The organism is Sorangiineae bacterium MSr12523 (assembly GCA_037157775.1).
Lineage (GTDB): Bacteria > Myxococcota_A > Polyangia > Polyangiales > Polyangiaceae > Pendulispora > Pendulispora brunnea.
In genome coordinates this window covers 5,371,667-5,398,475 of sequence record CP089982.1, presented here as the reverse complement: position 1 = coordinate 5,398,475, position 26,809 = coordinate 5,371,667, and the positions used below count along the sequence as shown (strand labels likewise).

The window sequence follows — 26,809 nt, the reverse complement described above, 5'->3', positions numbered from 1 at the left end:
ATTGAAATAATTGACGATGTAACCAGCTCTTCCGGACAGATCGGTCAGCGCGTGGCTCGAGTTGGCACATAGGCTGGCGCTTACTTGCCCGTCGAGCCGTAACCGCCCTCGCCGCGGGCCGTTTCATCCAGGGCTGCGACCTCGAAGAGCTGCGCGCGTGCCACGGGCGCGATGACGAGCTGGGCGATCCGATCGAGCGGTGCGATCGTGACAGCCTTCGAACCGAGGTTGACCAGGAGCACCTTTGCTTCGCCGCGGTAATCGGAGTCGATCGTGCCCGGCGCGTTGAGCACGGTGAGGCCATCGTTGGCGGCAAGCCCGGAGCGCGGCCGCACTTGCCCTTCGAATTGAGGCGGGATCGCAAAGCGCAGTCCGGTCGGTATGAGCACGCGCTCCATGGGCTTGATGCGCACGGGTTTTTCGAGTGCGGCCACGAGGTCCATTCCTGCCGAACCCGCTGTTTGGTACCGTGGCAGCGGAACCTGGACCGGGCCTGTGCGCGCTACCGCAATCATCAAGTCGGGGACCATGGGGACTGCGTACCACACCCGTCGGCTTTTCCGCGGATTTCCGTCGCATTTCCGTCGCGTGCGGACGGCCCTCCTGCTATGCCGCGCGTGTGAGTGAAAAGCGCGAGCTGGTCCTAATTCTCGACTTCGGCTCGCAATACACGCAGCTCATTGCGCGAAGAATCCGCGAGCAGCGCGTCTATTGCGAAATCCATCCTTGCACCGTTCCCTTCGAGAAGGTGCGTGAGCTCAATCCCAAAGCGCTGATCCTTTCGGGCGGCCCCTCCAGCGTCTACGACGAAGGTGCCCCGCAAGTCGATTCGCGTGTGTTCGAGCTGGGCATTCCCGTTCTTGGCATTTGCTACGGCCTGTACCTCATCGCGCAGGCGTTCGGCGGCAAGGTCGAACGTGCGAACGCGCGCGAGTACGGCGCCGCGCGTGTGGTGGTCGAGCGGCCCGAGGGGATCTTTCATCGCTTCTCCAAGCGCGAAACGTTGGACGTGTGGATGTCGCACGGCGACCGCATCGTGTCGCTGCCGCCGGGCTTCGCGACCATCGGCGTCTCGGGCAACACGCCCTTCTGTGCGGTGGGCAACACCGAGAGCAAGGTGTACGGCGTGCAGTTCCACCCGGAGGTCGTGCACACGCCGCGCGGCTCGGACATCCTCGCCTCGTTCCTGTTCGACGTCACGGGACTTCACCCGACGTGGACCCCCGGCTCGTGGACCGACGAGGCCATCGAGATCGTGCGCACGAAGGTCGGCCCGGACGAGCACGCGGTGTGCGGCCTCTCGGGCGGTGTCGACTCCTCGGTGGCGGCGGTGCTCTGCCACAAGGCCATCGGCGATCGTCTCACGTGCATCTTCGTCGACAACGGCGTGCTGCGCGAGGGCGAGGTGGAGCAAGTGGTCGCGACCTTCCGCGAGAACTTCCACTTGAACCTGATCGCGGTGGACGAGAAAAAGCGCTTCCTCGACGCCCTGCGCGGCGTGACCGATCCGGAGCAAAAGCGAAAAATCATCGGCAAGGTCTTCATCGACGTGTTCGAGGAGCAAGCCGCCAAGGTCAAAGGCGCACGCTACCTGGTCCAGGGCACGCTCTACCCAGACGTCATCGAGAGCGTTTCCTTCAAGGGCCCCAGTGCGGTCATCAAGAGCCACCACAACGTGGGCGGTCTTCCCGAGCGCATGAACCTGCAGCTCATCGAGCCCCTGCGCGAGCTGTTCAAGGACGAAGTGCGCGCCGCCGGCGAGGCCTTGGGCATGCCGCGCGATCTGCTCTACCGGCAGCCGTTCCCCGGACCGGGTCTGGCGATTCGCTGCCTCGGTGAGGTCACGGAGGAGCGCCTCGCCGTACTCCGCGCCGCCGACACCATCGTGACCAGCGAGATCCACAAGGCCGGTTTGCACGAGGAGATCTGGCAAAGCTTCTGCGTGCTACTCCCCGTGCGGTCCGTCGGCGTCATGGGCGACGGGCGCACCTACGAAGAGACCTGCGCCGTCCGAGCCGTGCGCTCAGTGGACGGGATGACCGCCGACTGGGCTCCCCTGCCCTACGACTTGCTCGGGCGCATCTCGAACCGCATCATCAACGAGGTGCGCGGGATCAACCGCGTGGTGTACGACATCTCGTCGAAGCCGCCGGCCACCATCGAGTGGGAGTGAGGGAAACGGCCGGAGCAATCAAATGCTTATCCGCCCGCGTGGTCGTTGCCACCGTGCGCGGCGATGAACATGGCGACGGCCGACCGGCAATAGGATTCGATTTCGTTGTCGTCCTCTGCTCTCGCCTCATCGAAGCGTGCGATCATCAGGAGATCGGATCCTTTGAAAAGCGCAGCAAACAAGCGGGCGGACCGGAGAGGATCGGGCACGTTCAGAAGCGCCTTCGCATGCAACTGACGCAGCAGGGCCTCGATTTGGGCGATGACATGGGCGGGGCCGGCTTCGTAATGGAGCTTGCTCAACGACGTTTGATTCGTCTTGTCGGCCATGATCATGGCTTCGACACTGCGGACGTCCGGGCTCAACAGCGTGCGAAGCAGGGATGATCCCACCGCCATGAGCTGATCTTCGGCCGAACCGTCGAGGCCTTCAACAAGGGCCTGTGGTGCAAACTGATGGCAGCGGGCCGCGATGGCCGCGCTGAACAGCGCCTCCTTGTTCTCGAAGTGCCGATAGATGCTGAGCTTGGATATCTTCGCCCGCTGGGCGACCTTGTCCAATGTCGTCGCTTGAAAGCCCAATTCCACAAAGAGTTCGCACGCGGCGTCGACGATCGTTTGGCCAAGCGCCTCGTTGACGGGCCGGCCGCGCCGGCCCTGGCTGTTTTCGGTCACGGCAATTCCAGTACTTGACAGTATCCTAATCCTTGGATTACGATACCATGCAGTATCTGAATTGTGCAAGGCAATGGGCAGGTTTCAACCTGTCCTCCAAAACAAGTTTCCCCGAGCCGCGCCGGCGATGGGCGACTTTCTCGTCGATGCCGAAGCCCTGCTGGCTGCTCGTCTCCGGCGCGTATCGCTTGGACGATATTTCGCGCCAGGCCCAGCCCAACCCCCTCCATCCACAACACGGAGCTTATCACCTTGGATGACGTCATCATCATCGGCGGCAGCTTTGCCGGTCTCGCCGGCGCCCTGCAGCTAGGCCGTGCCCGCCGCAAGGTCACCGTTCTCGATACCGGCCTGCCGCGCAATCGCTTTGCGGGCCACTCGCATGGCCTGCTCGGTCACGATCACAAGCCACCGCTGGACATCCTGGCCGAGGCACGGCAGCAGCTGGCGCGTTATCCCACGATCAGGCTGGTCAGTGCCCGGGCCGACCGCGTCTCCGGGGCTATCGACGATTTCTCCGTCCTCACTGCCGATGGCGAAAGCCTTGGCGCGCGCCGCCTGATCCTGAGCTATGGCGTCGCCGACCAGATGCCTGATGTTCCGGGCTTTGCCGAAAGCTGGGGCACGTCCATCGTGCCCTGTCCCTATTGCGATGGCTTTGAAGTCGCCGGCCAGCATTGGGGCCTTATCTGGTCCGGCCCGCAGTCGCACAATTATATCAGGCTGTACCACGATTGGACCGACACGTTGACGCTCTTCGCCGATGGTCACGACATTCCACCCGATATCCGGGCCGATCTGGCGCGCCGCAACATACCTGTCGTCGATGGCCGGATCACCGAGATCGCCCATCACGGGGGCCATATCGCCACCGTCAATCTCGATACCGGCCGCAATGTCGCAGTCGACATCCTGTTCGCCCATCCGCGAAACAAGCCGTCCGCAAGCCTGCACGAATCACTGGGCCTCGCCACGGTGGATACGCCCCTCGGCATCGCCCTCAAAGTCGACGAGCGCCGCGAAACCAGCATGCCCGGCATCTACGCCGCCGGCGACCTCGCCAACCCCCTCATGGCCTCGGTCACCACGGCATCATCGCACGGCGCGATGGCAGGTATCTTCGCCCAGCAGTCGATGCTGGTTTGAGAGCACAGATTGCCTTCTCCGGTTGCCGCGGGCCATCATCGTATGAAGAAGGTTGCGGGCCGGTGTCACGGAACGCGGGTGGAGTGAAACTTATCCACCCCGGAGTGGATTGAGGACCTGCACGCCGTTGAAATCGCGTTCATTGTCGGTGACGACGATGCAGCCGTTGGCCTCTGCGACCTGCAAGCTCGAGAGCATGAGTCGCGTTACTTTCGTGCGCGGTAGGCGTTGACCTTGTGGCGGTTGCCGCAGGCTTCCATGCTGCACCAGCGACGGGCGTGGTTCTTGGAGACGTCATAGAAGACGAGGACGCAGGTCGGGTCTTCGCACGCGCGCAGCAGATCCAGGTTCGCCTCGGCCAGGAACGCGCCCATCGCTCGCAAGATGGGCGCGAGGAGATCGCTCGCGTTGGCGAGGGCCAGCCGGGTGATGCGCTGGAAGCCGCCCGTCTTGGGGTTGCGGCTTAGTTCCATGTAGGCGCCCGATTCCTCGCGCAGGGCCGCGTTGAGTTGCACGAGCAACTCCGCGGCGACGGTGCTGCCGAAGATGATGCAGTGGACGACGTCGCGAAAAAGCTCGCGAAGGGCGTGGGCACGCGTGAGGACCGCCGCGGCCTCCGCGGTGCTTCCCCAGCGCGAGGCGGCAACGGCCGCGTCCTCCGGAAGCACCAGGCCCGCCTCCTCCGTCCACGCTGCGAGGGTGCGGTAGTCCATGAGCCGCTCGCCATCCCGCGGCGCCGTGTTGAGAAAGTCGAGCGCTGGATGGTTCCCAAGGAAGAGGAACGGCGCTGTAACCGTCGATATCACGATTGACAGGTTACGCCACCGACCTTACACCGTCAAAACATTGTTTTGATGGTGTCACGGATGACACCGAAAGGATCACGGCCATGTCTGCTTCCCTCGTTGCGTACCGGACCGCCAAGGTCGACGGACTCTCCATTTTCTACCGGGAAGCCGGCCCGAAGGGTGCGACGCCGGTTCTGCTCCTGCACGGCTTCCCGTCGTCCTCGCACATGTTCCGTGATCTCATTCCGGAGCTTGCGCAGGACTTCCACGTGATCGCCCCGGACTACCCCGGCTTCGGCAACAGCGATGCGCCGGCCGCGGATCGCTTCGCGTACACGTTCGATCATCTCGCGGACGTGATGGAGCACTTCGTCCAGGCGATCGGCCTTCCGCCTTTCGCCATGTACGTCCAGGATTACGGCGGCCCCGTGGGCTTTCGCCTGGCCACGCGCCGCCCCGAGTGGATCCGCGCGCTCATCGTGCAGAACGCGAATGCCTACGACGAGGGCCTATCCCCCATGGCGCGCGAGTTTCTCTCGTCCCTTGCGGGCCCTCGCAACGCCGAGCGCGAGGAGGCGGCACGCAAGCTGATGTCGCGCGAGGGCACCATTTCGCAATACAAGACGGGCGCGAAAAACCCCGACGCCATGAACCCGGACGCGTGGAACATGGACCAAGCCGGCCTCGATCGCCCCGGCAATTTCGATATCCAGTACGCGCTGCACGCGAACTACCACACGAACCCCGCGCGCTACCCGGAGTGGCACGCGTACTTCGCCAAGCACCAGCCCAAGACGCTCGTCGTTTGGGGAAAGGGCGATCCGATCTTCACGGTGGAAGGCGCCAAGGCCTACGCGAAGGATCTGCGCCATATCGAGACCCACCTCCTCGACACCGGCCACTTCGCCCTAGAGGAGGAGCACACGGCCATCGCCGCGCACATCCGTCGCTTTCTCACCGAAGCAGGTTAAACGCAAACGTCGATTGACCATAACGGACTCGCAAGTTCTCGCTGCCGCGGTCGGCGCTGGACTTCGGCAATCGATTCGAGCCATCGACGCGTCCGGATGGCTCGAGAGGCTTCTCGGGAAGTTCGGAGTCAAGCAAGGGAAGACGATCCTTGTCGACTACGAGAACGGGCGGCATGAGGTGCATCGGCGCGTGAAGGTGCTCGGCGGAGCGAACGAGGACTTCGGCTGTGCATTCCCGATGTCTACGCCAACGATGAGACCTTCGGGACCGAGCTCGAAAACCTTCTCCCCCTCTCGTCGTGATCGACGGCCTGGCATCCGCGGCCCCGGCGGCCGACGAGAACCACGTACGCGCCGCCGGACCACTACTGAAGGCGAAAGCGCTCGCGGAAAATACCGGCGCCACCGTGCTGTTCATCCACCACGCCAACAAGGGAGATCGGGGCGACGAAGGGAGAAGGTGCGCGGCACCTCGGCGCTTTTCGCGGCACTCGACTTCTGCTGCGGCTTCGAATCGACCGACGAGAAACGTCCAAGAAGATGCGCATCGCCAGCATCAAGACGCGTACGGGGAGGAAGCCGGCGCCGTTCGAAGTTTCGATGGCCGAGAAGGGGCTGGTCCTCGTCGAAGAGGAAGCCGTCCAGGCGGCGCGCAAATGCAGAATCTCCCGAGGAGCTCCAGAAGGCGATCAAGCTGTATCTCCACGGACGAGGGCATGTAGGCGTGACCGATCTTGCTAAACTCCTCGGCAAGAAACAGCAGAAGGTCCGCCACGAGGTCAAGGCCATGCTCGCCCGCGGCGATCTTACCTACGGGAAAGGCAGTGGAAACGAGAAGCCACTTCTCCTCAAACGGCCCCGACGAGCGACGAACGCGCGGACGGACGTCATCAGGAAGAACCCATAAAAAAATTCACGGCGGCCAAGCTGGCCGATGCTGCGTGCGTCACCTCGTACGATGTCTAGACTCTTTGCGAGGCCGGTGTCATCGAAGAGAACCGACGGACGTGGATCATCAGGAACGAGGGCGGAAGAGCCGGCTAACGAACTCGGGATCGATAAGCGCGCGCCTCTCGACTCTGTCCGGGGGCGCGTACAAGTCAGGATGCCCAGCGAGGTGCGCCTCAAAGCGCTCCACGATGGCATGGTCTTGGGGGATAGACCGTCCGTATCGAGAATCGAAGATCGCGCTGTCTTCGTCTCGCCACGAATCGGCCCGCTCCCTCGCGAGTTCGAGAAGCTCCGCCACGTCATCGAAACCGAAGAATCGGTACCCCGCGCACGAGGCTCGTACCTCCTCGGCGTCCAACACGTCCACGACCGCGTGGAAAACTCCTCCGTTGCAGACGGTGCCATGGGCAAGGAGGAGGGAGCTCAGTGCAATGTCACCCGCGCGCGGGTTGGCCCCACCTTTATCCAGCGCGGCGCGATTCCAAATCTCTATCTGGTCTTGGGTCACTGCATTGCCCTTTTGGATGAACCGCAATCTACACACTTCGCCGTGGTTCGGCCTATGCCCGTGGTCCGTTGCGTACCGATCACAATATTGCCGAATCACCGGGGCGCGGCTTACCTTACGGCGTGGCTTCCTTCGCGCGAACACTCTACTTTGCCTTGTTGGGCGAGCCATCGAGCGCGAAGCTGAAGGAACCCACGGGCGCGGTCGTCATCAACGTTAGAAGTTTCGTGTGGACATGTGCGCTAGCCGCCTCGAACAGAGCCCGGTTTAGGCCTCGGCGTGAGCCGCGCACGCGTCTTCTGCACCGAAGAGCTCACGCTGTCGATCAGTCATGTTTAGCGCAACACCTTTGCCACTTACCTCTACGCCCGCGGTGGGCAGCTCGGTCCTCTATCCTGCGAAGACCTCGACATCGGGTGGTGCTCATCCACCAAGCCGTAGACCGCATCCGCGGGCCCGACATCGTGGCTATGCCGAAGAACGGCACGAGACGACGATTCTCGTTCGAAGAGCGCTCTTGCCCGTCGTGGTCACCCTGCACCGTGAACGCGATGGCAAAGGCCCACTCTTCCCGTACATGCCCCCGCCGGCCGGCAACGGTGGGCTCGTGTCCCTCTTCCGGAAGGACCTTAACCGGGCAGGTACCAAGCATGCGGAGCTCTTCACGACGACAACGAGGATGAAGCCATCACTTTCCACGACCTACGCGCTCCGGGATCACGTGGATGGCGATCCGCGGCGATGGGCCGCTCAAGATCATGCAGCGCGCGGGCCACTCCAACTTCACCACCACGCAGGGCTAAACCCGCGCGGTTGACGCCGTACGCGACCGCGTCGCTGACGGCTTCCCTGCCTGAGCGCCTGCTTCGTCAGTCTGCGCCTTGTCGGGCTGTCCGCGAAAGCAGCGCTTTTCTCGAAGAATCAGAGCGGGAAACGGGATTCGAACCCGCGACATCAAGCTTGGGAAGCTTGCACTCTACCAACTGAGTTATTCCCGCGTGCTGCAAGCGCTTTCGTAGCGCTGTCGTGTGGCCTTCGTCAATATGCCAGATCGGGCAATCGGTGGCCTCTGAAAAGTCAACGGCCCGGGTGAAGGTTTGTGTTCACCCGGGCCGCCGGTACTGGCCCCTTCCCGAATCCGCCAACCTCACCATTGAGGCCGCGGAATCAGGGGATGTTCGGGACGCTTACGGATGACCGCTGCCGCGCATCGTTGGGCGTACACTCTCGTGATGGCCCCTGCGATGCGGCAGGCTCCCGCGCAGCGCGGTGCGATGGCTGCGTCGCAACCATCGGCTGGCGTTGTCGAGGGTGGTCCTGCGTCAGATTTTACCGAGACAGCCCCTTCGGATTGGGACCATAGGTACTCTGCATGACGCTTTTCCTCCTCCGGACATGCCGGCACTCGGGGGTCAACGGGGATTCCGCCGCCGCAGCGAGTGTTTCCGTAATGGGCCGCTTGCGCGAAGCCCGATTTGTGCCGTGCCCGCCAGGGTTTTCCCTTGCCGCATTATCGCTGGACTTGAGTAGCATCCGAGCACGACGCCTTTCGCTACTGTAACACGTGATGCCCGGAGTTTTTTCCAAGCTTTCGCGCTTTTCACCTTTCGCGCGATTCCCCGCCCGAATGTCCGTCGGATCGGCTTGGACATGGGATCTCCGGGGAGCTCGGCGGGCTCTTGTTTTCGCGGGCCTTTCTCTGGCCCTCGCCTTGCTGCTGACGGCCACCACCGACGAAGGCGATGTCGCCTGGCTGGTGCGCGTCGGGCGTACGTGGCCGGTCGCCCCCGTGTGTGCTGGGGTAGGTGTATGGGCCTCGCTCGCGGGCGTGCGGGCGCGAAGCGAGCGGCTTGCACTGGAAGCGCTAGGGCGTAGCCCTCGGCGGAATGCGGCGGGGCCGGTGGCGGCGGGGCTTCTCGTTTCCCTCTTGGCGGGTGCGTTGCTCGTCGCCTGCCCACGCATCGACTTGCAGGGCTTCTTCCCGACGATGGCCCGCGGCTCGGATTGGACCTTCGATGGCAGCGACTTCGTCGATCACACGCGTGGCATTCGCGTCACGAAAGACGGCGCGAGCGTCGCGTCGGGGACAACCGCCACGGTGCAACAAGAGGAAGCAAGCGGCCCCGGTGCCGCGGGGCGCTCGGTCGCAGCGGCGGTGACCGCCCTCACCGGCGGCGCGCTCACGCTGCTGGCGGCGTCGGTCCGACGCACCGAAAGGAAGGACGGCGGCACGACGCTGCGCTTCGCGGCAGCGGTGCTTCTCGCGATCCTTCCGACGATCTTCCTCTTTCATGCGGCCGCTGCGGCGGCGAGCCGGTCATCGCGGGGAATCGTGCTCACCGCGGCGATCGTACCGGCCCTCTCGCTGCTCGCTTATGCCGCGACGAAGTTTCGCGCGGACTCCTGACGACGGGCGTGGCCCGGACAAATCAGCCCCGACCCGCTCGGGGGCCGATCAGGCCCCGGACTCGCTCGCGAGGCCGATCAGGATTGCTCTTGCGAGCCCGTGTTCTTGCGGTCGATCGCGTCCTGCAGGCCGCAGCGAAGACGCGTGGCGCGCTTGATGCGACGGGTCTTCGGGGGCTTGGCGAGCCACTCGTGACGCTTTCTCATGCTCCAAATTGCGCGGTTGGCCATTCGGTCAATCCTTCTTTCCTGTGGTAGGGGGCGGACAAGTGCCACGGTTTCGTCAAGAAGACAACGATTTTCCGCTGTGAACGTCGTCTCAGTCCGGCACGGGGACCAGCGCGACGTCGAGCTGGACGGGGGCATCCCCCTCCTTCACCTCGACGAGGCGGTCCCAGGGAAAGTGGCCGGGCGCCTCCACGGTGATGCGATGCCGGCCCGGCGGCAGGGCCACTCCAAATCGGGTCACCCGCGCCAGGGTGCCGATCCACTGATCGTCGATGGTCACGGTGGCGGCGGGGGGCTGCCCTTTCATGCGCAGTGAGACCGTGCGAGGCGGCTCGGTCCCCCCGCACGCCGCCGTCGTTGCGGCGGCCAAGAGAAGAACTCCTGCAAGACGGCGAAGCACGGGCGCAGAGGAACATGCCGGGCCCGCATTGACAAGCAGGCTCGTGGGATCCAATAAGTCATCATGACAGGTCATTGAGACCTGTCTTCAAGGAGCCCTGCATGTCCATTTCCCTGAAAAACGTCGTTCGCGGTGTCGATCATCTCACCCTCCCCGTCGGCGATCTGGCGCTGGCCGAGCGCTTTTACGTCGATCTCCTGGGCGCCACGGTGATTGGCCGCTTCGACGAGGCGGCGGCCTTCCGCGAGCGCCGGCCCGAGCGTGCGGGCGAGTTGAAGAACGAGGGAAATAGCCCGCTGCATCTCTCCCTCCGCTTCGGCAAAGGCTTCGGGCCGCGCGTCGATCTCTTCTTGCAGGGGGACGGTCAGCCCGCGCCCGAACGCGGGCACCCGCACCTCGCACTCGCCGTGAAGGGCGAAGACATGGACCGGGCGCGCGACGTGTTGGCCGCCGCCGACGTGCCCTTCGATGGACCGCGCCGCCTCGGCCCGCCCGGACAAGCCTCGCTCTACTTTTTGGATCCCTTCGGCAACAAGCTCGAATTCGTCACCGACGCCTACGCAGGTGAGGCCCCCGTGGGTGCGCCCGATCTACGCAAGCTCGCGCGCGACCCACGCGACGGCTGACCGCCGTTGCATCGTGCAACATGCAACGTTGCATCGGCGGCCCAATTCGTCGAATTTCGCGGCAATTTCGCGTGGATCCCGCGTTGCATGAGCAGCGGCTGGACGTTCAACGAAGGAGCCAATCATGCGAATTCTCGGTTTCGCGGGCGTCATCCTCGCCGTCGCGATGGGTTGCAGCACTGCCCCCGATGGTGATTCGGAATCGCCAAGCACGGTTTTGGACGAGGTCCTTTCGACGCAGATCATCTGCCCCTCCCGGTGGTTCTGCGACGACAACGGGACGTACTACACGCTGAAGGCCGCCTGCGACCAAGCCTGTCGCCCGACGGCCTGCCCCCGCGTGTTCTTCTGCGACGGCAATTGCCATTGTCCCCAATGATGGCCGCGCGCCCGCGCGTCGCGTACGGTGGAACCGAACGCGATGTACGAGCTGATCGTCCTCTCCCTTTTGATGCGCCAGCCCACCACGGGCTACCTCATGGCGCAGATCATCAACGACATCATCGGGCCCTTTGCAAAGGCCAGCAACGGGCGCATTTACCCGCTCTTGGCCGCCCTCGAGAAGGACAAGCACATCACCGAGCAGCGCGTGCCGGCCGCGCAGCGCAGCGGGCGACAAGCCACGACGTATGCCATCACCGATCGGGGCTCGCTGCGCTTTCGCGAGTTGATGCTCGATACGAAGTCGAGCCCGCGCGAATACCGGGAGCTCTTTTCTTACAAGGTCACGGCCTTCGATCTGCTCGCGCCGGAGGAGCGGACGATGCTCGTGGAGCATTACGCGGAGTTCTGCAAAGCGCACATTGCGCATATCGCGCGGGAGGGAGAGGAGCTCGCGCGCAACGCCGAGCAGTACGCCATCGATGCGCCGCAGAGGGTGCTCTTTGCCTCCACGTTCGGGCACCTGGAAAGTCTCTGGCAAAACGAGCTCGCATGGTGCGATCGGCTGCGTGACGAGCTGCGGGCGCTGGAGGCTTCCGGCGGGCGAAAATCCATGCGAAGACGGGGAACGAGAGCTTCCGAATGACGAAGAAGGCGAAGGCCGCTGCCCTGCGCGGCGCCCCGGTGGTGGAGGCTATCTTTCAGGCGACCCTCGAGGAAGTCGTGCGCGTGGGGTACGCGGGGCTCGGCATCGAAGAGGTGGCCACGCGCGCGGGCGTGAACAAGACCACCGTGTACCGGCGCTGGCCCACCAAAGACGCCTTGGTGGCCGCAGCGCTCGCATCGCTGCCCGCGCAGTTTGGCCCCCTGCCCAACGCGGGCTCGTTCCGGGCCGATGTCATCGAGTGGCTCAGTGGGATGGCCCGCTTCGTCGACACCGTGGGCGGCAAGGCGATGCTGCGGGTCGCGCTGCTCGACGATCGCGAGAGGACCCCCGTGTTCCCGAGCGTGCGCGCCGCATGGATGGCCTACGAAGAGACCCGCGGCATCGACGCCATCGTGAACCGCGCCATCGCTCGGGGCGACATCCCGAGGACCTTCGATTGGGTGACCTTCCGCGAAGCCGTGCGGGGCACCCTCATGTTCAGGAGCCTCGCCAAACGGGAAGCGCCGGCGCGCGATGACATCGTGCGGCTCGTGGACGCCCTGCTTACGGGCCTCCTTCCGCCAGAGAAACGCGCCGGTAGCGCGAGGCCACGCCGTCGAACCGCGAATCGGTAGTCGTCCAACGACTTACTTCGATTCTCCCTCCTTGGGGGGGATGGGCGCGGGGTCTTGGTCGGTGCGCCAACCCGAGGGACCGAACCAAAGCCGAATCCCGCTGAGCACCGTGGGATGCAGGTAGGCGCTGCCCAGCGAGTCGCCATCCCGCAAAGCTTCGTAGCGGCGCATGACGGCAACGGACGAGTACACATCGAGATGCATCATGTCCGCGAGGCGGAAGGTGACCTTGGGCCCGACGGTGATGATCGAGTACGCGAGCTGGAGATCCGAGGCGCCATACTGCTTCTCACTGAGATGGAAGCGATTGCCTTCGAAGGTGCCGCGCAAGCCCACCGTGAGCCATGGCAGCGCGCGGTACTCCACGTCGAGCCTCGCCGGGATGAAGCCGCGGATGCGAAACTCGTTGTTGATCTGCCAATTGACGCCGATGGCGGGCAGCGGCAGCAAATTGCCGGAGCGGCGGTCGTAGGTGACGCCCGCGCCGAGGGTAAAATTCTTGTCGAACTTGTAGAGAAACATCCCGGTGACGGTGAAGAGAAGATCGTCGGCCGAAACGGGGTCGCGAAAGTCCGAGGCAAAGCCGGCGCCCACCATGGCCATGCCGATGAACCGATCGCCGAAGACCTGCAGGAGTCCGAGCGAGGCGGAAGGTGCATGCAAGGTGCCGATGTTCGGCTTGTTGGCCCCTTCCCCGTGAAAACCGAGCAGTTCGTACGAAAGGCCGGGAAGGAGAATCGTTTTTTTCGATTCGGTGAGCGGGATGGGAAGTCCGGCTCGAAAGCGAAAGACCTCGAGACCGATCGTCGAGCCCGAGTCCCTGGGCGAGTCCACGTTCGGGTAGTGCTCGTAGCTGACGGACGCGAGCGAGTCGGCCATCTGTGCTTTCGCGGGCTTGGATGCGGTGAAGACAAGCGGCAAAAGAAAAGCGGCTGTGAGGCGCAGTTGCATTGCGATTTTGTTAGAGGCGGGCCATACGGACCGCAACTAGAAGTTGCGATCATCGCCATTAATAATTGCAAAGATTTTTCGACCCGAATCCGCGGCCGAAAGGCCCTCAGCGAAGGCAGTGCCCCCCTTCGGTCACTCCGTTCAATCTTTCGATGATGGAATGACAAAATCGGTCGAACGCGCGTGCGAGTCGCGCATTCGACCGATCGCATCGCCCATCGCCGGGCGCTTTACCCGACGAGAACGCTAACGTGCTTCGTGCGGCCGCGGGTTGCGCGCGTGTCGGCCAGATCGCTCACGATTTGGGCGAGGACGTCGAGCGCGTTCTGGCGCTCCTCCGCAGGGCCCATCGCGGCGGAGTTGGGCCACACGATGACGAAGCGGCGCGGTTTTTCGTCGAGCAGACCGCTGCGGATGGAGTCGCGGAAGGCGTCCCAACTCCGCGCGCTCACCAGCGGCGGATCCTGCGGCACGTTCGCGCGAAACCACCCGAAGAACGATTCCCGATCGGTGATGCCCGTATCCGGCAACGCGTAGACGATGGCACCGTGCACCTTGGCGGCTGCGCGCACCGCGTCCAGGTCCAAGTCCGGCACGTGCACGACCCCGCTCACCTTGAGATCGAGTTTCACGGCCACCCGTTGCGGATCTTCACGAACGCCGGATCGCCGTGCGAGCCGTAGTGCGTCCACGTGTAGTACGCATCGCCATTGCGCGTGTCGATGACGATGCGCCGATTGCCGGCTTTTCCGTCGATGGCCGTCCCGCCCGGATCGACGCGGTACTCGCGGTACGGACTTGGGTCGGCCTTCGCCGGGGGCGGAAGGTCTCCGCCGTTGTTGCCGTACTGCACGCCCCAGTTGTCCCCCATCTTGCCGGGCGGCGCATTGGCTCCCCAATCCGTCGAGCCCTTCCCGGGAATTTTGTCGAGCGTATCGTGGATATGCTGGTTCTCCGCGGCGGGGGCCAAACTCTCCGCGTGCTTCTTCGCGTCCTCCGCATCCTGCTTCGCCTTGTCCGCCGTCGTCTGCGCCGCGGCCGCGTCGTCCTTGACCTTCTGGACCCTTTCCGGGGGAATCTTGGCGCCCGCCGCCACGCTGGCGTCCATGCGGTCCGCCTTGTTTTGCTCGGCCTTGGCTTTGTCCGCCGCCTTCTTCGCGTCGGCCGCGGCCTTCTGCGCAGCCTTCACGGCATCGCTCTCTGCTTTGACGGCATCGGTTCCCGTGGTGCCGGTGGGACGCGGGTAATCCTTGAAGTCGGGATCGCCGCACGCATTGTGGACGAGCACCTTCGTATGGCTGCCCACGAAGTACGTGTGGTCGACGTCGACCTCGAAGTTGTAAACCTCGGCCTCCTGCGCGATGCGCACGACCTTGGTCACCTGCACTTCGTGCCCCGCGGGATCGAGCAAGGTCTCGCCCGCCGCGAGGGCACCCGCCGCCGTCCAACCGTGGTTCAGCGTGAAGTACGGGTGCTCCGGTGTGGAGCGCACGCGATCGTGGGCGTCGTCGACGGTGACCGTGTGCACGTCGACCAATGCGCGGGCCGGGCGCACGAAGGTGCGTACGATGGGGCGCGCTTCGACGTCGCCTTCCTCGTTGCGAGCCACCACGAGATCGCCCGCGTGCAGGCTCTCGATGGGGCGATCGCCCGAGGGCGTGGCCACCTGCGTGCCGGCAACGAAACAGGAACCCGGTGCACCGCACGAGCGACCATCGCACAAGTCTCCACTCGGGCTGCTCTCACCGCCGGGCGGATTGCTCCCGCCGCCGATCCCGCGCTCGCCGCCTCCACCCGAGGGCGTCCAATCGGCATTGCCGGCGATCGTCGCCTCGGCGACCTGCGTGGCCTTTTGGTCCCTCTTGGCCAGCATTCGGTAGCCGCCCGCGCAGAGCAGCAGGATGGCGACGAGGAGAAGACCGAATTCAATCGCCGAGACGCCGCGGCGATCGCGAATCATGTGTCGAATGCTCGCGAGGACTGGATGAACCTGCGCCCGAGGCCGCTTTTCACGCATGTTGGGCTCAGGTCTAGCACGTGGCGTGCTAACCCATGGCTAGCCGATGGCCTCGAGCACACGTTCGCGGCGTTCTTCGAAGTAGCGCACGGCGATGGGACGCGTGAGCCGATCGAGAATGAGCAAACCGGTGAACACGGTGACGTTCACTGGTACGAGCCACGCGGGCGCGAAACGCTGGCAGGCCGCGTACAGTCCGCCAAAGGCTGCGCCGGTACTCACGGTCAAGGCGAGCGACACCAAGAGCAACGCGCCCGGTGCCCCCGTACCGCGCATGTCCCGGCGAGGAAGTCGGCGCGGCAGCCACGCCGACGTCCATCGTCCCACCATGTTTTGCGTGAGGAAGAAGGCCCCTCCGAGGAAGCTTCCGGCGACGATCTCCATCGTGGGCGTCTTCTGCACGAGCGCGAAGAGCAGCGCGAGCAACACGGCCTGCAGAAGAAAATAGGTCGCCAGGCCCCAGCTCTTTCCGCGAAAGAGATCCTCGGTGGAGACGGGCAGGAGGAAGAGCGACTTGATGCCATGGCCATCGAGGCCGAATTGATTGAGCTGGATGGCCGACGTCGATAGCGCGACGTACGCGTACGCGCCGGGCGTGCTCAAGCCGGTGCCGAGCCAGTGCAGGAGCGGAAGGCGGATCAGGACGATGGTGAGCAGCGGTGCAATGAGTCCCACGCGCCCGAGCGCACTATCCATCAAGGTGAGCCAGGTGAGACGCGCCACGCCGTAGGCCGGCGAGCGGAAGCTCCACAGCCGCGAAGCTTGGGCCGAGGCCACGATGCCACCCGAGGCCACCTCGCGCGCCATCAAACGCGACGCGAAGAAGACGCCGACCAAGAGCACCCCCAGCGGGTACGTGTGCTCGGCCAATGCCGCGAGGTAGTTCCCATTCGCGGCATGCCGCACGCTGCGGATGCCCCACGTGCCCGGGAACCACTCGGCCGCGACCTCGATGGCCGCCCGCGCCTGCGTCATCCGGCTCATGACGGCCTTCGCGGTCAAGCTGGGTGCCGGTCCCTCGACCGCGGAGGCGAAGATCAACGAGGCAAAGCCAATGGCCCCCATGAGCGCGGAAAACGCGATGCGCAGCCGTCGCAGAAGTGCCGCGGCCAGGCTGGAGATCACGGTCTGGGTGATGAGCACGAAGCCGATGGTCTCGAAGGTTACCAACGCGAGAACCGGCACCGCGCGCGGCAATGCGATGCCGAGGGCCACCACGTGGGCGATGACCATCGCGGACAGCATGAGCGGCACCAGATCGAGCAAGCTTGCCACGAGCTCCGCGGCGAAGAGCGCGGCGTGGCGCACGGGAAAGGCGCGGTAGCTCTCCCAGGCGATCTGACGCCCGCCGCCGGTGGTGCCGCTGAGCACCCCGCCGCCGAAGGAGACCATGAGCAGAAAGAGCCCGAGCATGCGCTGCATGAACGGCTCCGTGATGTACTTTCCGCCGAAGTAGCCGATGGTCGCCGCCCAGCCGACGAGCGGGATCACGAGCACGGTGACCAGGAGGGTCATCAAGAGCACCATGATGACCAGGCCGCGTCGCCCCATTTCACGGCGCATGCGGTTGGCCGCACCCTGCGCATGGCTCGCGATGACGGCGCGCACCAAGGAGAAGTTCGAGGCTACAGCCAAGAAAGCTCCCCGGTGCGGGCGCCGCCGACCAGATCGACGAACACGCTTTCGAGCGAGGCGCCGCCCGCGCGAAGCTGCTCGACGGGGCCAAACCCGTGCAGCCGGCCATCGTGCAGGATGGCAATGAGCGGGCAGAGACGCTCCACCACCTCGAGAATGTGCGAGGTGAGCACCAGCGTGGTTCCGCGCTCGCGCATGGCCACGAGGATGTCCTTGATGGTGCGGCTGGTCACCGGATCGATGCCCTCGAAGGGTTCGTCCAAGAAGACCAGGCGCGGACCGTGAAGGATGGCCGCGCAGAGCGCGACCTTCTTCTTCATGCCAAAGCTGTAGTCTGCAAGCAATGCGCGCGGGCCGGGCGTGAGGTCCAGCTTGAGGAAAAGCTCCTGGGCGCGCGCATCGATGACGTCGTCGGTGAGGCCGTACATGCGGCCGACGAAGCGCAGGTATTGAGGGCCGGTGAGCATGTCGAGCAGCGCCATGTCTTCGGGCATGACGCCGATTTGGCGTTTGACCTCGAGCGGCTCCTTTTCGATGTCCAAGCCCAGCACGCGGATGCTTCCCCGCGTGGGACGGAGCAGGCCGGTGACCATCTTGAGGGTGGTGGACTTCCCTGCCCCGTTGCGGCCGAGCAGCCCGAGGAAGGCCCCCGGCTCGAGCGACAGGGAGAGGCCATCCACCGCAACCTTGTCACCGAAGCGCTTCGTGACCTCGCGAAGCTCCAACGCGGGAACCGCCATGCTACGGCGACTCTAGCACGGTCGCTACGAGGAGGCCTGGGGGCTCGTGAGCTTCAACCCGATGATGGAGATGACCAAAAGCGCGAGGAAGAAGACGCGGCCTGCGGTGAATGGCTCGTGGAAAAGCACCATGCCCAGGACGGCCGCACCAAAGGCGCCAATCCCGACCCAGACGGCGTAGGCGGTGCCGATGGGCAGCGTGCGCGATGCGTAGGCCAAGAGCAGCATGCTCGCCACGATGGCCACCCCGGTGACCACGCTCGGTCCGAGCTTGGTGAAGCCCTCGGTGTACTTGATGCCGATGGCCCAGCAGACTTCGAGAAGACCTGCGATAACGAGATACACCCATGCCATGACGCGTTCCTCCTTGGAATCGCGTCGTCTTATCGTTACCGGGTACGGCGCACCTCGTCCGGGTAGCCACGACGGCTACGGGTAGTAACTTAGGCTTCCTCACGTAAAAGACAAGAGCTCACCATGCCCGAGAATGCTCCGTTGGAGATCGCCGTCGTCGGTTGCGGAACGGCGGGCCCTGCCGCTGCGCTCTTTTTGTCGCGCGCCGGCCACCGCGTGACCATTTACGAGCGGGTGCCCGAGCCCGGTCCCGTCGGCGCCGGCATCGTGCTGCAGCCCATTGGTCAGGCGGTGCTCGGTCGACTGGGGCTTCTACCGCAGGTGGCCGCACGCGGGGCGCGCGTCGAGCGACTCCTCTGCGAGACGGAGCGGGGCCGCGCCATCTTCGACCTGTCGTATGCGACGTTGGAGCCCCGGCTCACGGGCTATGGCCTGCATCGCGGCGTCCTGTTCGAGGCGCTGTTCGATGCGGTTCGCCGGAGCGACATCACGGTTCGCTGCGGCGTCTCCATCGAGAGCATCCATGAAAACGCCGACGGCACGTCGCACGTGATCGACGAGGAGGGGCGCCGCCATGGCCCGTACCAGCTCGTCGTGGTGGCCGACGGCGCGCGCTCGCGCCTTCGAAACGCCGAGGCGCGCGTGCGGCCGTACCGCTGGGGCGCGCTCTGGTTCATCGGAGAAGATCCCGAGGGCCAGTTCACCGGGCGGCTGCACCAGATCGTGCGCGGAACGGAGCGCATGCTCGGTCTTCTGCCCACGGGGCTGGGCCCGAGTGCACGGGGCACCAAGGCCAAGCCGCTCGTCACCTTGTTCTGGAGCCTGCGCGCGGATCGCTTCGACGAAGTGCGCATGCATCTCGGCGCGTGGAAGCGCGAGGTCCGCGCGCACGCCCCGATGGCCGGGCCGGTGCTCGATCAGATCGAGGGCGCGGAGCAGATCACCTTTTCGTCGTACAGCGATGTCACGATGCGGCGCTGGGGCGCGCGCTCCGTCGTCTACCTCGGCGACGCCGCGCACGCGATGAGTCCGCAGCTCGGACAAGGCTGCAACCTCGCGCTCTACGATGCCATGATCCTGGCCGACTGCTTCACCGGCCCCGCCCCGCTCGAGCGCTACACCCAGGAGCGGCGGCGGCATCTCGGCTTTTATCAACTGGCCACGCGGGCGCTGACGCCGTTCTTTCAATCGGACGCGCGCCTTCTCGGGTGGATGCGCGATCGTTTTATGGCCGCCGTCTCGCGCATTCCCTTCGTGCACCGCGAGATGGTGCGCAGCATGACCGGGTTGAAACTCGGCTGGCTCACGGGAACCTTGCCGCCCGCGCGCATCGCCGAGGCGTTGGAACGCGATCTCCACGCCCTTCCGGCGCCGTCGAACGAGGAGGCCCTTGATTTGGAACCGATCGTTCCCTAATTACGGCGCATGCATGAAGGCGTCGCCATCGTCACGGGCGGAGGTACGGGAATCGGTCGGGCCACGGTGTTGCGGTTCGCGGAGGCGGGCGCGCAGGTGGTCTTCAGTTACAGCCGCTCGGAGCGCGAGGCGGAGGACACCGTCGCGGAGTCCGAACGGCGCGGCCTGCGCGTGCGGGCGGTTCGCGCGGACGTGCGCGATGCGCATGCCGTCGACGCGATGGTGCACGCGGCAGTTCGCGAGCACGGGCGCATCGACTGGCTGGTGAACAACGCGGCCGTGAGCCCGCCGGTACCCGGTGGCTCGGCGAGCGATCTCGAGGCCATCCCGGACGACGTGTGGGACACGGTGTTGGCCGTCAACGTGCGCGGTGCGTTCCACGCCGCACGGGCCACAGCGCCGTACCTGCGCGCAAGCCGCGGGGCCATCGTCAACATCGGCAGCATCGCCGGCCTGACCGGCGAAGGTTCGTCGCTGCCGTACGCCGTCTCCAAGGCCGCCTTGCACGGTTTGACCAAGTCGCTCGCGCGGGCCCTCGCGCCCGAGGTGCGCGTGTCGTGCGTCGTTCCCGGCTTCGTGATGACCCGATGGTGGGCCGGGCGCGAGGACGTGGCCGAGCGCGTTCGAAAGCGCTCGCTCCTGGGTGAGCCGACCACGCCCGAGGACGTGGCCCAACTCGTGTACAACCTGGCCACGCAGCGCGCGGTAACCAGCCAATTCGTGGTCATCGACGGAGGGCAAACGGCATGAGCGACACCGTCGTTCTGCGCGGCGCCACGCTCATCGATGGCACCGATCGGGCACCGATCGCCAACGCGATCCTCGTCGTGCGGGGCGAGACCATCGTCGCCGCGGGTGACGACGCCGGCCCGATCCCCGAGGGCGCGCGCATCGTCGCGTGCGAGGGCAAGACCATCATGCCCGGCCTCGTCTCGAACCATGCCCACGTGGGGCTCGTCGATGGGGCCGACGTCGGCCCGGGGCATTACACGCGACCGAACATCCTTCGCCAACTGGCGCAGTACGAGGCCTACGGCGTCACCACGGTCACGTCCCTCGGTCTGAACGGCGCATTGTTCTGCGAGCTACGCGACGAGATGCACGCGGGCAAGCACCCCGGCGCCGACTTGTTCGGCGTCGACCGCGGGATCGGTGTGCCCAACGGAGCGCCGCCCGAGGCCATGTTTCCCTTGGGCAACGACCAGCTCGTGCGTCCGCGCACCCCCGCCGAGGCCCGCGCCGCCGTGCGCGACATGGCCGATCGGCGCACGGACTTCGTCAAACTCTGGCTCGACGACTTCGCCGGCGCGCTTCCCGTCAAAATGGCGCCCGCCATTTACGAGGCCGTCATAAACGAAGCCCACGCGCGCGGCGTTCGCGTGGCCGCCCACATCCACGATCTGGAAGACGCCCGAGCGGTCGCCCGCGCCGGGGTCGACCTCATTGCCCACGGCGTGCGCGATGCGCGTGTCGACGACGCGTTCGTGCGCCTGCTCGAAGCGAACCGCACCTGGTACGTCCCCACCTTGGCGCTCGACGAGTCCACCTTCGCCTACGCCGAGCGACCCGATTGGACCACCGAGTCCTTCACCCAGCGCGCGCTTCAGCCCGCCCTTCGCGCGCGGTTCGAGGATCCCGCGTGGCGTGCACGGACCCAGGGCGAGCCCAAATCCGCCGCGGCCCGCGCCTCGCTCGCGACGAACCTTCGCAATTTGAAAACGCTGCACGATGCAGGCATTTCCATCGGCTTCGGCGCCGACTCGGGCGGCACACCGCTGCGCGTGCCCGGTGTGTCCGAGCATCGCGAGCTCGCGCTGATGGTCGAGGCCGGGCTTACACCGCTGCAAGCCATCCGCCTGGCCACGCAGCATGCCGCGGCTCTGCTCCAGCTCGGCGACCGCGGGGTGCTCGGGCCCGGAAAGAGAGCCGACTTCATCGTGCTCGATGCGGATCCATCGCACACCATCGCGAACAGCAAAGCCATCTCGACCGTCTGGCATCGCGGCCGCCCCGTGGCCCCACGTGCATAGCCCTATCGAAACGTTTGTACCTTGATGCACCGAACCGGTTACATGATGCACATGAGCAACGAGAAGGAATCCCACTCCGATGCACTCGTGTTCTTCGGCGCCACCGGCGATCTGGCCTACAAAAAGATCTTTCCCGCTCTGCAGTCGCTGATCCGGCGCGGGCGACTCGATGTGCCCATCGTCGGTGTGGCCAAGTCCGGCTGGACGCGCGACCAATTGATCGAGCGTGCGCGCGACAGTTTGAACGCCGCGGGCGACTTCGACGAGGCGGCGTTCGCGAAACTCGTATCCCAACTTCGCTACGTCGATGGCGACTACGCCGATGCGCAGACGTTCGCGCAGGTGCGCACGCACCTCGGTGGTGCCCAGCGGCCGCTGCACTACCTGGCTATCCCGCCCAGCATGTTCCCTACGGTGGTCGAGCAGCTGGCCAAATCGGGAAATGCCACCAACGCACGCGTGGTCGTGGAAAAGCCGTTCGGTCGCGATCTGGAGACCGCGAAGAAGCTCAATCAGACGCTGCACGGAGTGTTTCCCGAGTCGTCGATCTTCCGCATCGACCACTACCTGGGAAAGGAGGCGGTGCAAAATATCCTCTACTTCCGATTTGCCAACGCCTTCCTCGAACCGATCCTCAATCGGCATTACGTCGAGAATGTGCAAATCACCATGGCCGAATCTTTCGGCGTGAAGGGGCGCGGCAAGTTCTACGACGAGACGGGGGTCATCCGCGACGTCGTGCAGAATCACCTTTTGCAGATCGTGAGCTACCTGGCCATGGAGGCGCCCTCGAGCACCTACGCGGAGGCCATTCGCGACGAGCAGGCCAAGGTCCTGCGCACCATCCGTCCGCTGGACGTCGAGAACCTGGTGCGCGGGCAGTTCAACGGCTACCGCGGCGAGCCCGGGGTGAAGCCCGATTCGTACATCGGCACGTACGCCGCGCTGCGCTTGTGGGTCGATTCGTGGCGCTGGCAGGGCGTGCCCTTCTACGTGCGCGCAGGCAAGTCGCTGGCGAAGACGGTCACCGAGGTGATGATCGAGTTCAACAACCCGCCGCAGGTCGTCTTCAAGGAGGCGGCGCCCAGCATGGGCAATTACATCCGCTTCCGCGTCAGCCCCAACGTGGTCATCGCCCTGGGTGCGCGCGCCAAGGAGTACGGCGATCGCATGGTGGGAAAGCCCATCGAGCTTTCCATCGTCGAGGAGCCGGAGCAAGGCCACGGCGGGCGCATGGAAGCGTACGAGCGCCTGCTGGGCGATGCGATGGCCGGCGATGCGACGCTCTTCGCACGGCAAGACGTGGTGGAGGCAGCCTGGGCGATCGTCGACCCGATTCTGCATGGACCGAGCCCGCTCCACGCGTACGAGCCTGGCACCTGGGGACCGAAAGAGGCCGATCGCCTCGTGGAATCCGTGGGCGGCTGGAACACGCCCACGTGACTTCGATTCACAAATGATGTGCCCTGGGCCCGGCTAACGGCCGCGGCCCGGCACCCCCACTTTCAGGAACATGAGCACACGCAAGAACGTCGCCCTCGTCGTTGGCGCACAAGGGGTCATCGGGGGGAATCTCATCGAGCATCTCTCGACCTTGGAGGACTGGGAGGTCATCGGTCTTTCGCGTCGCGCTGCGACGCCGTCGCGTCCGAACGTGAAGCACGTCAGCGTCGATCTTCTCGATCCGAAGGACGTCCGCGCCAAGCTTTCCGATCTGACCCACGTCACCCACGTCTTCTACGCGGCCTACCAGGATCGTCCGACATGGGCCGAACTGGTGCCGCCGAACTTGGCGATGCTCGTGAACGTCGTCGAGGCCATCGAGCCGGTCGCGCGCGGCCTGCGGCACATCAGCTTGATGCAGGGCTACAAGGTTTACGGCGCCCACCTCGGACCGTTCAAGACGCCCGCACGCGAGAGCGACGCCGGGCACATGCCGCCCGAGTTCAACGTGGACCAGCAGAGCTTTCTCGAGGCTCGGCAGAAGGGCAAAGCTTGGACGTGGTCGGCCATCCGACCTTCGGTCGTGTGCGGGTTCGGCCTCGGCAACCCGATGAACTTGGCCATGGTCATTGCCGTGTATGCATCCATCTCGAAAGAGCTCGGCGTGCCGTTGCGCTTTCCCGGCAAGGTGGCCGCCTACGACAAGCTGCTCGAGATGACCGACGCCGGACTACTTGCCAAGGCAACGGTCTGGGCTGCCACGAGCGAGGCTTGCGCCAATCAAGCCTTCAACATCAACAATGGTGATCTTTTCCGTTGGAACGAAATGTGGCCCAAGATTGCGCGCTTCTTCGATTTGGAAGTGGCACCGCCATTGACCATGTCGCTCGACGTCGTCATGGCCGACAAGGCGCCGCTCTGGAAGCGCATGATCGAGAAGCACGGCCTCGAGCCCCTGCCCTACGAAGCCGTCTCGTCGTGGCGCTTTGGGGACTTCGTTTTCTCGTGGGACTACGACATGTTCGCCGACGGCTCGAAGGCCCGCCGCGCGGGATTTCACGAGTACGTGGAAACCGAGGCCATGTTCCTGGGCATCTTCGGCGACCTCCGTCGCCGCCGAATCATTCCGTGAGGGGCGCCTCTCGCTATTCGCCTTCGAGGAGTTCCGCCTGGGGTGCGTGATGGTTCACGTGCCCGTCGGGGATGCCATCGCCCAGGTCCAGCCGCGCGAAAATATCGATGACGAAGTCGCTGAACAGCGCGACCTTGGCCGGTACCTGACGCGCCGACGGATAAACGATGTGCAGCACGCCGCTGTGCACTTCGTACTGAGGCAGAACGCGAACCAGTTTGCCGGCGGCCACGTCGCCCGAGGCGGTGATGCGCGGCAGAAGCCCAATGCCACCGCCGGCCAGAATGGCGGCGCGCACGAATTCGAAATCGTCCCCGCCGATGCGGCCGCGCACCTTGCGCGTCTCCGGCTCTTTTCCATCACGGCTGTGCAGCCGCCACTCGGTCTCGCCACCGCGCGGACGAAACAGAACGCACGTGTGATGGTCCAGGTCCTCGAGCGTTCGCGGTGTCCCGTTTTGCTCGACGTACGATGCGGAGCCGTAGAGATCCCACTCGATGTCACCGACCCGCCGCGACACCAAGCTGGTCTCCGAAAACGGACCCGCGCGCACGGCCAAGTCGAACCCTTCCTCGACCAGATTGACCATGCGCGACGAAAGATGAACCTCTACGTTGACCAAGGGGAACCGCTGCGCAAACTCGACGACGAGCGGCGGGAGGAATGTCGTGCCGACGTCGTGCGGGGCGGATAACCGCAGCCGTCCGCGCGGCGAACGCCCCGCTCCCTCCAGACCGCGTGCGGCATTTCGGACGACGGTGAGCGCTGGCGCCACGTCCTCGTAGAACATCCGGCCTTCTTCGGTCGGCATCATGTTGCGGGTCGTGCGCTGAACCAGACGAACCCCAAGCGCCTGCTCGAGGCGGGAAACGGCACGACTCACGGTAGACGTGGGGACTCGGCGCTCTCGTGCCACATTCGCAAAGCCACTTAGCTCGATCACGCGGACGAAAATGGCCACATCGTTGACGTCGATTTCGGACATTGACCTCTCTCGTTGTCTCCCCTTGGTTGCCGCACTGCAAAAGTTCGTAGCGCACTAAAATAAGCTGAAGGGCGAGGCGGCCTGACACGTATCACCGAGAGATACCAAATGCCTATATGGAAGACTCGCGCCAATCCGATGTTTTCTTGACGGGCTTGGTCGAGATCGACCACATACGGTCGCTTCGCCGGTGAGTCAAGTGGGCGTAGTTGAATATCAGCGTACCATTATTGGAATACCGATCATCTCGGGGCCCATTGCCTAGGTGCATCTGACGCAAAAATCAACTTCGGCAGAGGTCTGCACCGTAGAGCCGATTACGGCACAAAGACCTTTGCAACGATGAAAGGCAACTGAAACGTGGTGGTGGTTACGGCATCGTTGGTGAGAGGAGTCCGCTCCTGCTGGTTGGAAACCACGACGATCGGCGAGATCCCCGCAATGGGCGGAAGAAACCCGAGAGACGAGGGAAAATCGAAGCGCCTCGCGTCCTCGGCGACGATCTGACGGCGCCCCGTGTCCACGTCGATGCGGATGATTCGGAGCTTTAGCGCGTCGGCCGCATAGAGCCAATGATCGGATGGATCGTACGGGTGAAAGGTGAAGTCGAGGAGCTCCTCCATGACGACATGGGGCGGAACAGCCTGGACGAGGCGGATGTCGCGCGCACGTTCGTAGGGTTGGCGATGGTCGCTGAGACTGCGCAACGGAAATCGATAGAGGCCGCGCCCGCAGGTCGTGTTGAAGTAAACCGTACCTCGTCGTACAGCGAGGGGCGACACGCCCGGCTGGGTAGCACCGGAGAAGCGGAAGGGATAACCGTTGACCTGCGTGGTGGGTCCCGTTTCGCAGAAGGCCAACTGTGGAATGCGATCTTCGGCGCGCCACGTTTTCGGAACGATACCGGGAGTGATGGAGCCGTCGGTCTGGACGACCCAAATGCTGCCGAGGATGGCGTCGGAAACGAGGTATCGGCCATCGTCGAGGTGCACGAAGTCCTCCGCGAAGCCCACCAGCACACTGGTAAAGGGAATGTCGCGTGTGCGCGTGGCGCCGAATCCGTGCAGCCGATCGTAGTGATAGGTGAACTCGTACAAAGTAGGATTGGCCGGAACGAACGGCTTCGGGCTCGGGTATCCCCCGGCCCCGAGGACGGTGACCCTTCCCTCGTCGGGATCGCCCACGGTGTGGATGATGAATGGGACAGCGAAGCCCTCGGCTGGCGAAGGTAACTCACCGACCGGTTCCCCCGTGAACCGATCGAGGGCCACCACCTTGCCGTTGATCGGCTGACCTACGAAAACGACGTTTTTCCCGCCGGCCACGCCCGCAATGGGTATATCGCTGTAGGCATAGTCGACGCTGACGCCGATGTTACCCGGCTTCCCTCGCTCGACACCCGGAGGGACTTCGCCGACGCTGGCCGCGGAAGACTGCTCGATGCGGCTCGATTCATTCGCCGGCGCGTCGGAAGGACTCCCGCATGCGTACAGCGATGTACATACCAGCAACCGTGCTGCCCACTTCCATCGTATCATGTGCGGTACACCTCCCCATGATCGCGATATAGAGG

25 protein-coding genes and 1 tRNA gene are annotated in these 26,809 nt (G+C 64.7%); 13 read left to right on the top strand and 13 right to left on the bottom strand.

Annotation, left to right across the window (positions count from 1 at the left end):
* Positions 1-80 precede the first annotated feature (80 nt).
* Positions 81-530 carry a dUTP diphosphatase gene (gene dut, locus LZC95_20750; protein ID WXA99239.1) on the bottom strand — a complete coding sequence of 150 codons (450 nt, stop codon included), beginning with the start codon at positions 528-530 and terminating at the stop codon, positions 81-83.
* 89 nt (positions 531-619) lie between these two features.
* On the opposite strand from dut, the gene guaA reads away from it, so the two are divergent.
* Positions 620-2,173, top strand: coding sequence for a glutamine-hydrolyzing GMP synthase (gene guaA, locus LZC95_20745; protein WXA99238.1), 1,554 nt, complete (start codon positions 620-622; stop codon positions 2,171-2,173).
* 26 nt (positions 2,174-2,199) lie between these two features.
* Here guaA and LZC95_20740 read toward each other — a convergent pair whose 3' ends face one another.
* Positions 2,200-2,847, bottom strand: a complete 648-nt coding sequence (locus LZC95_20740; protein ID WXA99237.1) for a TetR/AcrR family transcriptional regulator — start codon at positions 2,845-2,847, stop codon at positions 2,200-2,202.
* Between the two features lie 252 nt (positions 2,848-3,099).
* On the opposite strand from LZC95_20740, the gene LZC95_20735 reads away from it, so the two are divergent.
* On the top strand, positions 3,100-3,993 hold the full coding sequence (locus LZC95_20735; protein ID WXA99236.1) for an NAD(P)/FAD-dependent oxidoreductase: 894 nt from the start codon (positions 3,100-3,102) through the stop codon (positions 3,991-3,993).
* Between the two features lie 206 nt (positions 3,994-4,199).
* Here LZC95_20735 and LZC95_20730 read toward each other — a convergent pair whose 3' ends face one another.
* Positions 4,200-4,799, bottom strand: coding sequence for a CGNR zinc finger domain-containing protein (locus LZC95_20730; GenBank protein ID WXA99235.1), 600 nt, complete (start codon positions 4,797-4,799; stop codon positions 4,200-4,202).
* Positions 4,800-4,882: 83 nt separating this feature from the next.
* Here LZC95_20730 and LZC95_20725 point away from each other — a divergent pair, with 83 nt between their 5' ends.
* Positions 4,883-5,752, top strand: a complete 870-nt coding sequence (locus LZC95_20725) for an alpha/beta hydrolase (GenBank protein ID WXA99234.1) — start codon at positions 4,883-4,885, stop codon at positions 5,750-5,752.
* Positions 5,753-8,136: 2,384 nt separating this feature from the next.
* On the opposite strand, the gene LZC95_20720 is transcribed toward LZC95_20725, so the two are convergent.
* Positions 8,137-8,209, bottom strand: a tRNA-Gly gene (locus tag LZC95_20720).
* A gap of 629 nt (positions 8,210-8,838) precedes the next feature.
* Between LZC95_20720 and LZC95_20715 the strand changes: the two genes are divergently transcribed.
* A complete protein-coding gene (locus tag LZC95_20715) occupies positions 8,839-9,618 on the top strand; it encodes a hypothetical protein (GenBank protein ID WXA99233.1) in 780 nt (259 codons plus the stop codon).
* A gap of 318 nt (positions 9,619-9,936) precedes the next feature.
* Here the strand turns inward: LZC95_20715 and LZC95_20710 are convergent, their stop codons facing one another.
* A complete protein-coding gene (locus LZC95_20710; GenBank protein WXA99232.1) occupies positions 9,937-10,245 on the bottom strand; it encodes a PEGA domain-containing protein in 309 nt (102 codons plus the stop codon).
* Positions 10,246-10,346: 101 nt separating this feature from the next.
* On the opposite strand from LZC95_20710, the gene LZC95_20705 reads away from it, so the two are divergent.
* The 4 genes from LZC95_20705 (at position 10,347) to LZC95_20690 (ending at position 12,533) form a co-directional block, all read left to right on the top strand.
* Positions 10,347-10,871, top strand: a complete 525-nt coding sequence (locus LZC95_20705) for a VOC family protein (GenBank protein WXA99231.1) — start codon at positions 10,347-10,349, stop codon at positions 10,869-10,871.
* Positions 10,872-10,995: 124 nt separating this feature from the next.
* A complete protein-coding gene (locus LZC95_20700; protein ID WXA99230.1) occupies positions 10,996-11,250 on the top strand; it encodes a hypothetical protein in 255 nt (84 codons plus the stop codon).
* 42 nt (positions 11,251-11,292) lie between these two features.
* Positions 11,293-11,898 carry a PadR family transcriptional regulator gene (locus LZC95_20695; GenBank protein WXA99229.1) on the top strand — a complete coding sequence of 202 codons (606 nt, stop codon included), beginning with the start codon at positions 11,293-11,295 and terminating at the stop codon, positions 11,896-11,898.
* Positions 11,895-12,533, top strand: coding sequence for a TetR/AcrR family transcriptional regulator (locus LZC95_20690; protein WXA99228.1), 639 nt, complete (start codon positions 11,895-11,897; stop codon positions 12,531-12,533). Before LZC95_20695 ends, LZC95_20690 begins: the two co-directional genes overlap by 4 nt.
* A 12-nt stretch (positions 12,534-12,545) precedes the next feature.
* On the opposite strand, the gene LZC95_20685 is transcribed toward LZC95_20690, so the two are convergent.
* The 6 genes from LZC95_20685 to sugE all read right to left on the bottom strand — a co-directional run bounded on the left by LZC95_20685 (position 12,546) and on the right by sugE (position 18,230).
* Positions 12,546-13,412 (bottom strand): DUF6268 family outer membrane beta-barrel protein, encoded by an 867-nt coding sequence (locus LZC95_20685; GenBank protein WXA99227.1) that lies wholly within the window; start codon positions 13,410-13,412, stop codon positions 12,546-12,548.
* 302 nt (positions 13,413-13,714) lie between these two features.
* Positions 13,715-14,116, bottom strand: a complete 402-nt coding sequence (locus LZC95_20680) for a barstar family protein (protein ID WXA99226.1) — start codon at positions 14,114-14,116, stop codon at positions 13,715-13,717.
* Positions 14,113-15,444: a Hint domain-containing protein gene (locus LZC95_20675; GenBank protein WXA99225.1), complete on the bottom strand. Its 1,332-nt coding sequence runs from the start codon at positions 15,442-15,444 to the stop codon at positions 14,113-14,115. The genes LZC95_20680 and LZC95_20675 overlap by 4 nt, the downstream gene beginning before the upstream one ends.
* A gap of 96 nt (positions 15,445-15,540) precedes the next feature.
* Positions 15,541-17,136 carry a hypothetical protein gene (locus LZC95_20670; protein WXA99224.1) on the bottom strand — a complete coding sequence of 532 codons (1,596 nt, stop codon included), beginning with the start codon at positions 17,134-17,136 and terminating at the stop codon, positions 15,541-15,543.
* The gene (locus LZC95_20665; protein WXA99223.1) at positions 17,127-17,876 is read right to left on the bottom strand and encodes an ABC transporter ATP-binding protein; all 750 of its coding nucleotides are present in this window, start codon (positions 17,874-17,876) and stop codon (positions 17,127-17,129) included. Before LZC95_20665 ends, LZC95_20670 begins: the two co-directional genes overlap by 10 nt.
* Before the next feature lie 24 nt (positions 17,877-17,900).
* Positions 17,901-18,230, bottom strand: a complete 330-nt coding sequence (gene sugE / locus LZC95_20660) for a quaternary ammonium compound efflux SMR transporter SugE (GenBank protein ID WXA99222.1) — start codon at positions 18,228-18,230, stop codon at positions 17,901-17,903.
* A gap of 123 nt (positions 18,231-18,353) precedes the next feature.
* Between sugE and LZC95_20655 the strand changes: the two genes are divergently transcribed.
* From LZC95_20655 to LZC95_20635, 5 genes are all read left to right on the top strand, one after another.
* Entirely contained in the window at positions 18,354-19,646 is a 1,293-nt protein-coding gene (locus LZC95_20655) for an FAD-dependent monooxygenase (protein ID WXA99221.1), read from the top strand.
* Positions 19,647-19,655: 9 nt separating this feature from the next.
* Positions 19,656-20,396, top strand: coding sequence for an SDR family oxidoreductase (locus LZC95_20650; protein ID WXA99220.1), 741 nt, complete (start codon positions 19,656-19,658; stop codon positions 20,394-20,396).
* Positions 20,393-21,676: an amidohydrolase family protein gene (locus LZC95_20645; GenBank protein ID WXA99219.1), complete on the top strand. Its 1,284-nt coding sequence runs from the start codon at positions 20,393-20,395 to the stop codon at positions 21,674-21,676. Before LZC95_20650 ends, LZC95_20645 begins: the two co-directional genes overlap by 4 nt.
* A 51-nt stretch (positions 21,677-21,727) precedes the next feature.
* Positions 21,728-23,119: a glucose-6-phosphate dehydrogenase gene (gene zwf, locus LZC95_20640; protein ID WXA99218.1), complete on the top strand. Its 1,392-nt coding sequence runs from the start codon at positions 21,728-21,730 to the stop codon at positions 23,117-23,119.
* Positions 23,120-23,189: 70 nt separating this feature from the next.
* A complete protein-coding gene (locus LZC95_20635; GenBank protein ID WXA99217.1) occupies positions 23,190-24,251 on the top strand; it encodes an SDR family oxidoreductase in 1,062 nt (353 codons plus the stop codon).
* A gap of 13 nt (positions 24,252-24,264) precedes the next feature.
* On the opposite strand, the gene LZC95_20630 is transcribed toward LZC95_20635, so the two are convergent.
* Entirely contained in the window at positions 24,265-25,236 is a 972-nt protein-coding gene (locus LZC95_20630; GenBank protein ID WXA99216.1) for a LysR family transcriptional regulator, read from the bottom strand.
* A gap of 317 nt (positions 25,237-25,553) precedes the next feature.
* Positions 25,554-26,774, bottom strand: a complete 1,221-nt coding sequence (locus LZC95_20625; GenBank protein WXA99215.1) for a PQQ-like beta-propeller repeat protein — start codon at positions 26,772-26,774, stop codon at positions 25,554-25,556.
* Positions 26,775-26,809: the final 35 nt, after the last annotated feature.

Excerpts from the sequence above, each read along its gene's own strand:
- LZC95_20705 (WXA99231.1), top strand. The coding sequence starts at position 10,347 with ATGTCCATTTCCCTGAAAAACGTCGTTCGCGGTGTCGATCATCTCACC.
- LZC95_20675 (WXA99225.1), bottom strand. The coding sequence starts at position 15,444 with ATGATTCGCGATCGCCGCGGCGTCTCGGCGATTGAATTCGGTCTTCTC.
- LZC95_20725 (WXA99234.1), top strand. The coding sequence starts at position 4,883 with ATGTCTGCTTCCCTCGTTGCGTACCGGACCGCCAAGGTCGACGGACTC.
- LZC95_20685 (WXA99227.1), bottom strand. The coding sequence starts at position 13,412 with ATGGCCGACTCGCTCGCGTCCGTCAGCTACGAGCACTACCCGAACGTG.
- LZC95_20635 (WXA99217.1), top strand. The coding sequence starts at position 23,190 with ATGAGCACACGCAAGAACGTCGCCCTCGTCGTTGGCGCACAAGGGGTC.
- zwf (WXA99218.1), top strand. The coding sequence starts at position 21,728 with ATGAGCAACGAGAAGGAATCCCACTCCGATGCACTCGTGTTCTTCGGC.
- LZC95_20695 (WXA99229.1), top strand. The coding sequence starts at position 11,293 with ATGTACGAGCTGATCGTCCTCTCCCTTTTGATGCGCCAGCCCACCACG.
- LZC95_20630 (WXA99216.1), bottom strand. The coding sequence starts at position 25,236 with ATGTCCGAAATCGACGTCAACGATGTGGCCATTTTCGTCCGCGTGATC.
- LZC95_20650 (WXA99220.1), top strand. The coding sequence starts at position 19,656 with ATGCATGAAGGCGTCGCCATCGTCACGGGCGGAGGTACGGGAATCGGT.
- LZC95_20645 (WXA99219.1), top strand. The coding sequence starts at position 20,393 with ATGAGCGACACCGTCGTTCTGCGCGGCGCCACGCTCATCGATGGCACC.
- dut (WXA99239.1), bottom strand. The coding sequence starts at position 530 with ATGGTCCCCGACTTGATGATTGCGGTAGCGCGCACAGGCCCGGTCCAG.
- LZC95_20700 (WXA99230.1), top strand. The coding sequence starts at position 10,996 with ATGCGAATTCTCGGTTTCGCGGGCGTCATCCTCGCCGTCGCGATGGGT.
- sugE (WXA99222.1), bottom strand. The coding sequence starts at position 18,230 with ATGGCATGGGTGTATCTCGTTATCGCAGGTCTTCTCGAAGTCTGCTGG.
- LZC95_20655 (WXA99221.1), top strand. The coding sequence starts at position 18,354 with ATGCCCGAGAATGCTCCGTTGGAGATCGCCGTCGTCGGTTGCGGAACG.
- LZC95_20715 (WXA99233.1), top strand. The coding sequence starts at position 8,839 with ATGTCCGTCGGATCGGCTTGGACATGGGATCTCCGGGGAGCTCGGCGG.
- LZC95_20690 (WXA99228.1), top strand. The coding sequence starts at position 11,895 with ATGACGAAGAAGGCGAAGGCCGCTGCCCTGCGCGGCGCCCCGGTGGTG.
- LZC95_20625 (WXA99215.1), bottom strand. The coding sequence starts at position 26,774 with ATGATACGATGGAAGTGGGCAGCACGGTTGCTGGTATGTACATCGCTG.
- LZC95_20665 (WXA99223.1), bottom strand. The coding sequence starts at position 17,876 with ATGGCGGTTCCCGCGTTGGAGCTTCGCGAGGTCACGAAGCGCTTCGGT.